This window comes from Streptomyces sp. NPDC104226 (assembly GCF_055584085.1).
Genome location: NZ_JBVJMS010000023.1, coordinates 1 through 10,271, shown reverse-complemented (window position 1 = coordinate 10,271; position 10,271 = coordinate 1). Strand labels below are relative to the sequence as shown.

Sequence of the window (10,271 nt, the reverse complement as noted above, 5' to 3'; positions counted from 1 at the left end):
CCCGCGGAGCGGGTACCCCAGCGCTGCGCGCTGGGGACCGAACGCCCCCGCTGCGCGGGGGCGGCCCCCTTCGGGGACGGCTCTCCGCTTCGCTCCGAGCCCATGGCCGGCCCTTCGGGCCGGAGTCCTGCGCTTCGCTCCGGACTGCCTCCTGGTTCCGCTGCGCTCCACCGGGAGGGGCCCGGCTACGCCGGGCCAGGGACTTCCCGTGCTCCGCACGGGAAGTGACCCCGTTTCACGGGGTCCGGGCCTGACAGCCCGTCGGGTGAGTCCGCCTCCCTCCCCCACCCTCGAAAGGGCCTTCCGGCTTCGCCTCCAGGCCCTGAACCCGCTACGCGGGTCCGCTGGCTACAAGAAGAGCAGGGGCGGGGGGTGCTGTCGGTTTCAGTGTATGCCAGACAGGCAGGATGATGCAATGTAGCATTGGAAAAAATGAAGGATATCCGGAGAGGCTCCCGGACCGGCGTGCCCGTTCCACTCGACAGAAGACGGTCATCATGACTTCCATTCAGCTTCGAGAACACCAAGTCGACGCGAACTCACGAATCCGAAAATGGGTGGGATTCCCCACCCACAACACCGTGCCGGACGAGGGTGCGCGTGCCACGGTCGTGTCAGCAACCGGCTCCGGGAAAACGATCACCGCCGCATACGCCGCCCTCGACAACTTCCGGGGCGGACGGATCCTCGTCACCGTCCCCACACTCGACCTCCTCGTCCAGACCGCCCAAGCCTGGCGGCGGGTCGGGCACCGGGGACCGATGGTCGCCGTGTGCTCGCTGGAGAAGGACGACGTCCTGGAGCAGCTCGGCGTACGCGCCACAACCAACCCCATCCAACTCGCCCTCTGGGCCGGCAGCGGACCCGTCGTCGTCCTCGCCACGTACGCCTCCCTCGTCGACCGGGAAGACCCCGGCGCCCCTCTGGGTCGGCAGAAGGTTCGCGGGCCGTTGGAGGCCGCGCTGGCGGGTGGGGAGCGGTTGTACGGGCAAGCCATGGCACCCTTCGACCTCGCCGTGGTCGACGAAGCCCACGGGACCGCCGGGGATCTCGGCCGGCCCTGGGCCGCGATCCACGACAACACCCGCATCCCGGCAGCCTTCCGGATGTACCTCACCGCCACCCCGCGCATCCTCGCGGCCCGCCCGCAGAAGGGAAAGAACAGCGAGGAGGATCTGGAGATCGCCTCCATGACCTCCGATCCGGCAGGTACATACGGCGAGTGGATCTATGAGCTAGGGCTGAGCGAGGCCATCGAGCGCGAAATCCTCGCCGGATTCGAGATCGACGTCCTCGAAATCCGCGAACCCGAACGCCAACCCCTCGTTCTGTCCGAACAATCCCTACGGGGCCGCCGGCTCGCGCTCCTGCAAACCGCGCTCCTCGAACACGCCGCGGCACACAACCTGCGCACCGTCATGACGTTCCACCAGCGGGTCGAGGAAGCCGCCGCGTTCGCGCAGAAGCTCCCCGAGACCGCCGCGGAGCTCTACATGACCGAGGCCTCCGACACCGCCCTGGCCAGCGCGGAGCGCCTACCCGCCTCCTCCATCGAGGCCGAGCCCTACGAGCTGGAGGCCGGCCGTCATGTCCCGCCGGACCGGGTCTGGTCGGCCTGGCTGTGCGGCGACCACCTCGTCGCCGAGCGGCGTGAGACCCTGCGCCAGTTCGCCAACGGCATCAACACGCAGAACCGGCGGGTCCACCGCGCGTTCCTGGCCTCCGTACGCGTCCTCGGCGAAGGCGTCGACATCACCGGCGAACGCGGGGTGGAGGCGATCTGCTTCGCCGACACCCGCGGCTCCCAAGTCGAGATCGTCCAAAACATCGGCCGCGCGCTGCGCCCGAACCCGGACGGCACCACCAAGGTCGCCCGCATCATCGTGCCCGTCTTCCTCCAGCCCGGCGAAGACCCCGAAGACATGGTCGCCAGCGCCTCCTTCGAGCCCCTTGTCGCTGTCCTCAACGGGCTCCGCTCACACGACGCCCACCTTGTCGAGCAGCTCGCCTCCCGCGCACTCTCCCGCAGCAGCCGAGAACGGCAGCCGCACCTGCAGCGGGACGCCGACGGGCGGATCGTCGGGGCCGGCGGCGAAGGCGCCGGTACCGGTGAGGAGCGGGCAGACGGAAGCGAGGCCGCGGTGGAGTCAGCACTGCTGCACTTCTCCAGCCCGCGCGACGCCGCCACCATCGCCGCGTTCCTGCGAACCCGGGTGTACCGGCCGGAGTCGCTGGTGTGGCTCGAGGGCTACCAGGCCCTTCGACGCTGGCGCGCCGAACACGGCATCACCGGCCTTTACGCCGTCCCGTACGACACCGAGGCCGCGGTCGGCATCACCAAGGCCTTCCCGTTGGGGCGGTGGGTCCACCAGCAGCGCAAAGCCCTGCGGACAGGAGAGCTCGAAGACCATCGCAAGGAGCAGTTGGACGCCGAGGGGATGGTGTGGGAGCCGGGCGAGGAAGCCTGGGAGACCAAACTCGCGCAGCTCCGCTCATACCGGCGTGCCCACGGGCACCTCGCGCCCCGCCAGGACGCCGTCTGGGGCGAAGACGGTGAGCAGTTGCCGATCGGGCAGCTGATGGCCAACCTGCGCCGTCCCGGCGGCCTGGGCAAGAACGAGAAGACCGCCAGCACACGCGCCGAGCAGCTCAGGGCGATCGACAAGGACTGGAAATGCCCCTGGCCGCTCGACTGGCAGCGGCACTACCGCATCCTCGCTGACCTCGCCGACACCGAGGCCGGCGGCCTCCTGCCCGACATCCAACCCGGCGTGCTCTTCGAAGGCGACGACCTCGGCAGGTGGATCGCCCTTCAGCAAAAGTCGCGCACCTGGGCCAACCTGTCAGCCAAGCAGCAGGAGCGGCTGACCAGGCTCGGCCTGCAGCCCGCCGAACAAGCCACCACCGCCCCAGCAGCCAGGGCCCCGGGGGCGGCACCAGGGAAGGCGTCACCGGCCTTCCAGCGAGGCGTAGCGGCCCTCGCGCAGTACATCGCCCGCGAAGGCCACCACCGTGTCCCCCGCAGCCACACAGAGGAGATCACGGTAAAGGGCGAGTCCGCCCCTGTACTGGTGAAGCTTGGGGTGTGGGTCTCCAACACAAAGTCCCGACGCACCACGCTCGCACCCGAGCAACGCGCCATGCTCACCGAGATCGGAGCCGAATGGGCATAGGCGGCCGCCCGGACCGTTGGTGAAGCGGTCTCTCGACGCTAACGCCACTCGCCGAATAGAGACCGTATGTCTCTTCTGTGGAGACATACGGGTCTCCCCCTTGCCGAGTGAGTGCCAACGTCGCGGGACACACGCACTACGGCTGTGCGGCGTGCAGGTGGTGATCGAGCTGACGCAGCAGGGCCTGGGCTATGAGCAACGAGGCCACGGCGAACTCACTGCGGTAGCTGTCCTTGGATGCCTGGTGGGCTCCGAGATGGCGGTTGAACGTGTCCTGCCGGTCGCCCTGGGCAAAGACATTCTTCATGGCACTGACCAGGAGGTAGGGGCGAAACTTCAGCATCTCCAGCTCCTCCCGCGCTGGACGGATAGCGAGAACTTCCGTGAGCCTCTTGTGGCTGCTGGAGCCGGTGAACTGGGCGTTGGGGAAGGTACTCGACATCCAGTCGTGGCCATGCCGGCGCATGACGGTGTCGATCGTGTTCCCGAGAAGAGCTTGGGCAGCAGCGTCCCGGCCGTCCCGTACGCAGGCAGCGGCTTCCCGGACGAAGTCGGCATGGTCGAGCAGCTCCGGGTGGTCAACCTCGCTCAAGCTCTCCGTGACGTCCTCCGCGACCTCCAGTCGGTGGTCGACCAGATACTGCTGTCGGTCCTCGCGGCTGCTCCGTGCCAGCAAGCCCTCGACAAGTTCCGTTCTCGGCGCCCAGGCCAGGCAGACTCCGTCCTCCTCACTGACGTCAAAGAGACGCGGCCACTCTCCGATATCCAAAGGCCTCAGGTTGTCCGGCAGCCAAACCTTGAGGCGGTCGCCGACGATGCTGAGCGTTTCGAGGAAGTCGGGCGGAAACGCCAAGCGTGTTTGCTCGGCGATCTCTTGCAGCGTGCGATGCCATGACGATTCGAACGAAGCAGTGATGCTGTCGAGTACAGACGGACTCATCCACTCAAGACGCGGCAGCTGCGCGCGCATCTGTTCAGAGAACGCGACCGCCTGCAGCGCCGGGTGGACCGCTGCAGCCGCAGTGTCGGCCAGCTGCTGCAGGGGCACGGACAGCTTGATCGCATTCAAGGTGCTGGGAGGCATCTGGATGGAGGCGAACGTCGATGGTGGGATCATCGCAGCGAGCCGCTTCTCCAATCCACTGGAGATCCACTGCTTGCGGGTGAGGTCAGCCAGCTGCTGGTGCAGACGCGAACCGCGCAGAGTGGTCTCTGCCAAGTGCCGCTGAAGCGGGAGAGAGTCCACTGCCCGGACGACCTCGGCAAGCTTGGCGCTCACGGCGTCGTGCGCTGCGAGGGTCCGGCTGATGCTGGCGAGGTGGGTGAGCGCCTCAGGGCTCAGCAGCTGGACTCCTTCGGCCACCAGCTCATCATTGTTTCCCGCCACAGCCGGATCCTGCTCTTCGTCCATGCCGCCCAGTATTCCGGGAGCCACCGACACTAGTCTCGGCCTTTATCCCCACAGCGCCCCAGGTCGTGTGCTGTGCCCGGCCTGCACAACGCCTCCCCTTCCGCTGGCGCAGTGAGTTCACCCAGGAACGCCAGGACTCCCTCTCACCGGCTGGCAGGAGGGCGTCTGTACGGCGGGGAGCTATGCGGCGTTACGGGCGCGCTTCGCGGCATTCTGTCGATCGCGCCGTGCCTGGGCGGCGGCGGGGTCGGCGATCTCCTGGACCGTGGTCCGGTGGAGGCCGGCCACGGTGGACATGGCCTTCTGGTCGCCGTGGTTCTCCTCGGCGGCAATGCGCTTGATCAGCTCATCACGTCGCGCCTCGGCCTCGCGTACGTCCTCGGCGAGGTTCCAGAGTTCACGCAGGTCGGGGCGTTCCTTGACGAGTGCCGCCACTTCGGGCGGCGGGGTGCGTCGGGTGGTGGCCGACCGGCCGGCCTTCGGGGTGTCCATGGCGGGAGTATGCCATGGGTGCTGGAGTCTCCGACAGCATCGGAGCAATGAGACGTCGGAGTCTCCAACTTTCAATTGCCGGAGACTCCGACTTGTAAATGTCGGAGTCTCCGACGTAGAGTGATGTCAACGCCGCGAGGACACACCGGAACCAGGGAGAACAACATGAACGCCGCCACCGCCGCCCGCTTCACCCCCTCCACCGTCGTCGCCGCCTGCGCCTCCATCGTCATGACCGCCTCTTCGGTCCACATGCCGGTTGCGCTCTCCACCCGCATGACCGACGGGACCGTCATCCCGAACTGGTCCTGGGACTACACGGCCATCGAGCTGACCCGCCGCGCCCTGCCCGGCGGCCGGGGCCGCGTCACCATCAAGCTCATCTTGAAGAGCTACGGCGGCCGGATTCCCTCCGAGGTCCGCACCGAGGTGCGCGACTTCGACACCTTCCCCCAGGCCGACGCGGTGTTCGCCGCGCAGACCCGCCGCTGGTGGGCCGCGTGCCCCGAGCGGGCGTACGGCACCGCCGCGTGACGCGGCGGCCGCCGCCCGGGGCCACCGGGCGGCGGCCAGCCTGGCCCCAACCGGCGGGCTCCATCCATCCCGTGAAAGTCGAAGTCTCCGACTTAAAAATGGCGGAGGCTCCGATGTATCGCGACGTCAACACCGCGAAGAACACCGAGGAGAACCCCGTGAACGCCACCAGCGCCAAGCACGTCGCCCGTATCCGGACCTCGGTCATCTGCGCGTGCGGCGCCCGGACGGCCGGGACCCTGGTCATCCGCGACGGCGGCGACACCACCGAGACACTGATCCCCGCCTGCGCCCACGACGTTGACGGCCCCGTACGACTCCTCGGCGCGCACGGCCAGCCCCGCCCGCTCCCGTCCGACGAACGGTCCTACTGGGTCCAGATGTCCGACCGCGTGGAGGACCCCGAGCACCCCGGGGAACGCATCACCCGCGTCGTGTACGCGGACGTCGCCTACGACGCCCGGGACATCGGTGGGACCTACGTGGTGCGGCGGGTGTTCGGCGGTGAGCACGTCATCACCACCGCGGCGTACGCCGAGATGATCGCCGCCATCCGCACCCACCGTTACGGCGTGGAGCTGGACCGTCGCTCCGCCTGACCACCACCACCACCCGCCTCGGGCCCGGCTGGCTCCCCCCCGGCCGGGCCCGTCCCTTGTACCGCCACGAATCAAAGGACAACGCCATGAGCAGCACCACCGCCCGCCGCATCACCATCAAGCAGCGTCAGACGGAGATGATCGAAGCCATCACCCGCGGTGAGGTCTACAACGTCGCGTTGGAGCGCGGCGCATGGACCGTCTACAGCCTGGAGGGTGAGCGCCTCGGGGGCGCCGGCTGGTTCGACTGGGACACGAGCCGTGTCCACGCGGAGATTCGCCGCATCGTCCGCGCCGACCAGGACGACCGTGCCACCCGCCCCACCGAGGAAGAGCTGGAGGCGGGCGCCGCCCGCGTCCTGGCCCAGGTCCAGGCCGAACTGGCCACCGAGGCCGAGGCGGCCGCCATCCACGCCGAGGTCCAAGCGGAGATGGCCGCCCACCGTGAGCGGGAGCTCGCTGAGGCGACGGCGCAGAGCCTGGGCTGGACGGAGCGCCATCTGGAGGCCGTCCAGTACGCCACCCAGCAGCCCATCCACGCGGACGAGACCGGCGCCTACCGGCGCACGCCTGGCGGCCGCCGCATCTCCGCCGAGCTGGTCACCACCCTGACCGCCGCCGGGTTCCTGGCCGAGGCCGACGGCCTGGTGACCGCCACCGCGGACGGGATCACCGCGGTGCGCCGCATCCTGGCCGCAGCCACCCCGCTGGTCACCCTGGAGGAGTGGCGCACACACTCCAAGCGCGTGAACCGCGCCCTGGCGCACGGCAAGACGGCGCACCTGCTCCCCTGCCTCCCCGATGGAGCTGAAGCCGCCCGCCGTACCGCAGCCTCCCGCGCCCGGTGGGCGGAGTACGAACGCCAGGCCGCCGTCCGGCACGCCGAGGCCGTCGCCACCCGGCAGCGTGCCGAGGCGGCACATCTGCAGGAGCTGGCCGAGGAGAGCGCGGCCGCCGACGCCGCAGTGGAGCAGTTGGTGAAGGAGCAGATGTATGGATGCGGGTCCTGCCCGGACTCCTGGGTCCTGGACGCCCGGTGCGGCCTGTGCCGCTCGGCGTTCGCGCCGGCCCCGTACGTGCCCGCCGCCGAGGACCAGGACGTGGTCCTGGAAGACGTCGCCGAGGGGTTCGCGGAGCAGGCTGCGTACGACGCTGCCCAGGTGCCGGTCCGCCGTACGGCCGTGCGGGCCGAGGTCTCCCGCCATCACGTGGTCGGCGGCCGCGGCCTTGCCCGCATCACGTTCCCGGCCGCCCGGGCGCACCGGGCTCGGGACCATCGCGCCGTGGTGCTGGAGCTGGCTGCTCTGTTTGGCGTGCAGACCTCCACGCCGCGCCGGCTGCTGGCCGACGGCACGCATTCCGGTGCCGAGCTGTGGCGCCAGGTCGACGTGACCGGCCCGGCGCGGGCGGTGGAGCGGCTGCTGGACGCTCTGCTCCCGGTCATGGACGGCCTGGAGCGTCTGGCGACCCGCGCCGCCCGCCGCCTGGGCACGTGGCGCCGCTCCCTGCTGGCAGTGCTCGGAGGCCACCTCGACGCCCTGACTCCGGAGCAACGGGCCGAGCGGGCACGGAAGTTCCGTACGGACGTCCTGCGGACCCTCACCGGGTTTATGCGGGCTGGTGCCCCGGCGGCGCTGGGGACGGACGCGCGGGCCGCCCTGTGGGACCAGGTCGACGCGGTGGCCGCCGAGGTCTGGATGGCCGGACCGGTAGACCCGTGGACGATGGCCACCGAGCACGCACCGGCCCCGGCCTCGGTGGTGGAACCGGTAGCGGCCGCGCCCCTCCGACCGGTACCCCTGGTGTTCGTGGATCGTCCGGCCCGGGCCGTGGCGCTGGCCGCGTGACCGGAGCAGCGCGTGGCGGACACGGCTCAGGCAACCTGGGAGACGTCCCGCCACCGGCATAAGGGCTTACCCAGGGCTGCCTTGGGCTTACCCGCGCTGTTGGCGGGAGGCTTACCCAGGGTCCTCTGGGCTTACCCGGTCAGGATCGCAGGCGCGACAGGAGCCCTCGCCCCTTGTGCTCGGCGGCGGCCTCCTTCGTCTGGTTCCTCTCCGCTCCGCCATGGAGCCGGTTGCCGGTCGTGCTGTCCGTGCAGTCGTCGCAGAGCGTCGGGTGCGGTTCTGCCTCGGTGTCCCAGCCTTGGGCGTGGACGCGGCGCCAGCGGGCATCGGTGAACTTCTCCCCGCACTGCGTGCAGCTGGGCCGTTCTCGTTCCCTGGCCGCGGCCCGCTCCGCCAGCTCGCGCTGGCGCTCTGCCTCGCGGGCTCCGGCGTCGGCGTTCCGCCGGGCCTCGGCACGCGCCTCTGCAGCCACCTGGCGGGGGTTGCCGACGGCGGCCAGGAGCGGCTGGAGTCCGGTGCGGCCGAATCGCCAGAACACCTCACCGGCTGGACCGTGCTCGCGGAGCAGGTCCAGGGTGGTCGCCACGATGGGGATCTTGCCGTCGTAGGTGTGGTGCTCCCGGTGGGGGTGGCCCTGCCAGTGCTGGCGGGTGAGGTCGGCGACCTGCCGCATGGTGTTCTGCGGGTTGCGGGGGCCGATCTGGTTGAAGACCAGCAGGACGGGCGGGTGGAGGGTCTGTCCGTGTCGGTCGGAGGGTGCGGACCAGCGGGTGCGCCACATCGCCTTCTCCCGGCCGTCGGTGTCCTTGATCCGGCGCCGCAGGAATCGCATGTACTTGTCGAACTTGGCGGCGATCTCCTGGGCGGTCTCGAAGCAGTTGTCGACCTCGATGAACATCAGCGGGATCCCGGCCTCGGCGGCCGCGAGGACGATGTCGGCCTGGGCCCCGCCCTTGCCCGCGTTGGACCACGTGCCGGTCGATGGCAGCGGCACCTCCGTGGCGTAGGAGGCGATGGTGCCGATGCCGTCCGGGCCGGTCACGACTCGTTGTGCGGCGGCGACCGCGTCGGCCGGTTCCCCTTCCAGGAGACTCAGGTTGGGCTTCGGGCAGATCAGCGCGAGGACGGTCTCATTGACCGCCATAGCGTGCGAGGCCCCCGTGCGGCCCGCGCCCCGGGCGATCCCGCCCATCTCATCCATCGGCCGGCCCAGTTCGACCGAGGCGGCCTCCAGCCCCATCGGGGTGAGGCCGCGCAGCGTCTCGTTGTCCTTGGTGGCGCCGCCGTCCAGGACGAGCCCGTGCTTGCGCAGGTCTGCGAGCGCCGCGCGGTGCGAAGCGGTGCGCGCCTGCTTGCGTTTGGCGTCTGTCTCCTTGCCGGTGTGCCGGTAGGTCAGGTGCGGTAGCGCGAGGCGCTGGATCTGATCGGCCGTGGCGACCTTGAGCACGCCCAGCACCCGCAGTACGTCTGCCCGCAGCGGATTCGACGATCCGCTCGGGTTCAGCTTCTTCTTCTCGGCCATCAGCTCCGCCTCCCTGTACCGGTCACCCGGCCTGTCCGGTGAACGCCGGCCCCCCGGACCCCGCTGATCTCCTCTCCAACCAACAAGGAAGGTCGAGAAGAAGGGGTGTGACGATGTCATTCTGCCTCGAAACTGTGGGCTGACCAGGGGAAATTCGGTATGAGAGAGAATGAGGCACGTAAGTGGCAACACAAGGAACAACACAAGCGCCCACGCAAGGAGCCCCAGCAGGCTTACCCAAGCCGGATGGGACCGCAGCCGGCACCTGACTTCGGCTCCATGTGGCGTTCGGGTTGGCGAAGGTGCCGGGAAGTCCGATCACCTCTCGCGTGACCCGTGAGAGTGTGAAGCCTGTTCAGGAAGAGCCTGGTGGGGGAGGGGTGGACGCTACGTGTCCGCGGGGAGGAAGACGACGCCGATGCAGCTGACTCGTACGCACCGGATATTGATCGGTGTGGTGGTCGCCGGAGCCGTCGTCATCGCGGGGATCGGATTCGCGGGCTCGTACGCCGCCGTGCGCTCGCTCGCGATGCAGAAGGGCTTCGGCAGCTTCTCGCTCGTCTTCCCGATCGGCATCGACGCCGGCATCTGCGTCCTACTCGCGCTGGACCTGCTCCTGACGTGGATCCGGATCCCGTTCCCGCTGCTGCGCCAGACGGCGTGGCTGCTGACGGCGGCGACGATCGCCTTCAA

General features: G+C 69.5%; 8 protein-coding genes. 5 read left to right on the top strand and 3 right to left on the bottom strand.

Features of this window, described 5'->3' with window-relative positions; translation table 11 throughout:
* Positions 1-497 precede the first annotated feature (497 nt).
* Complete coding sequence (locus tag ACZ60J_RS39335) at positions 498-3,173, top strand: helicase associated domain-containing protein (protein ID WP_469689042.1); 2,676 nt, start codon at positions 498-500, stop codon at positions 3,171-3,173.
* 136 nt (positions 3,174-3,309) lie between these two features.
* Here the strand turns inward: ACZ60J_RS39335 and ACZ60J_RS39330 are convergent, their stop codons facing one another.
* Together ACZ60J_RS39330 and ACZ60J_RS39325 are read right to left on the bottom strand one after the other, a co-directional pair.
* Positions 3,310-4,584: a hypothetical protein gene (locus tag ACZ60J_RS39330; RefSeq protein ID WP_469689041.1), complete on the bottom strand. Its 1,275-nt coding sequence runs from the start codon at positions 4,582-4,584 to the stop codon at positions 3,310-3,312.
* A 180-nt stretch (positions 4,585-4,764) separates the two neighbouring features.
* Entirely contained in the window at positions 4,765-5,076 is a 312-nt protein-coding gene (locus ACZ60J_RS39325; protein ID WP_469689039.1) for a hypothetical protein, read from the bottom strand.
* 165 nt (positions 5,077-5,241) lie between these two features.
* On the opposite strand from ACZ60J_RS39325, the gene ACZ60J_RS39320 reads away from it, so the two are divergent.
* The 3 genes from ACZ60J_RS39320 (at position 5,242) to ACZ60J_RS39310 (ending at position 8,056) form a co-directional block, all read left to right on the top strand.
* Positions 5,242-5,610: a hypothetical protein gene (locus ACZ60J_RS39320; RefSeq protein WP_469689037.1), complete on the top strand. Its 369-nt coding sequence runs from the start codon at positions 5,242-5,244 to the stop codon at positions 5,608-5,610.
* A 113-nt stretch (positions 5,611-5,723) separates the two neighbouring features.
* A complete protein-coding gene (locus ACZ60J_RS39315; RefSeq protein WP_469689035.1) occupies positions 5,724-6,209 on the top strand; it encodes a hypothetical protein in 486 nt (161 codons plus the stop codon).
* Between the two features lie 86 nt (positions 6,210-6,295).
* Positions 6,296-8,056, top strand: coding sequence for a hypothetical protein (locus ACZ60J_RS39310; protein WP_469689033.1), 1,761 nt, complete (start codon positions 6,296-6,298; stop codon positions 8,054-8,056).
* A gap of 139 nt (positions 8,057-8,195) precedes the next feature.
* Here ACZ60J_RS39310 and ACZ60J_RS39305 read toward each other — a convergent pair whose 3' ends face one another.
* Positions 8,196-9,578: a replication-relaxation family protein gene (locus ACZ60J_RS39305; RefSeq protein ID WP_469689032.1), complete on the bottom strand. Its 1,383-nt coding sequence runs from the start codon at positions 9,576-9,578 to the stop codon at positions 8,196-8,198.
* A gap of 418 nt (positions 9,579-9,996) precedes the next feature.
* On the opposite strand from ACZ60J_RS39305, the gene ACZ60J_RS39300 reads away from it, so the two are divergent.
* Positions 9,997-10,271, top strand: a 275-nt coding sequence (locus tag ACZ60J_RS39300) for a DUF2637 domain-containing protein (RefSeq protein WP_469689031.1), incomplete at its 3' end; no start/stop codon positions are given.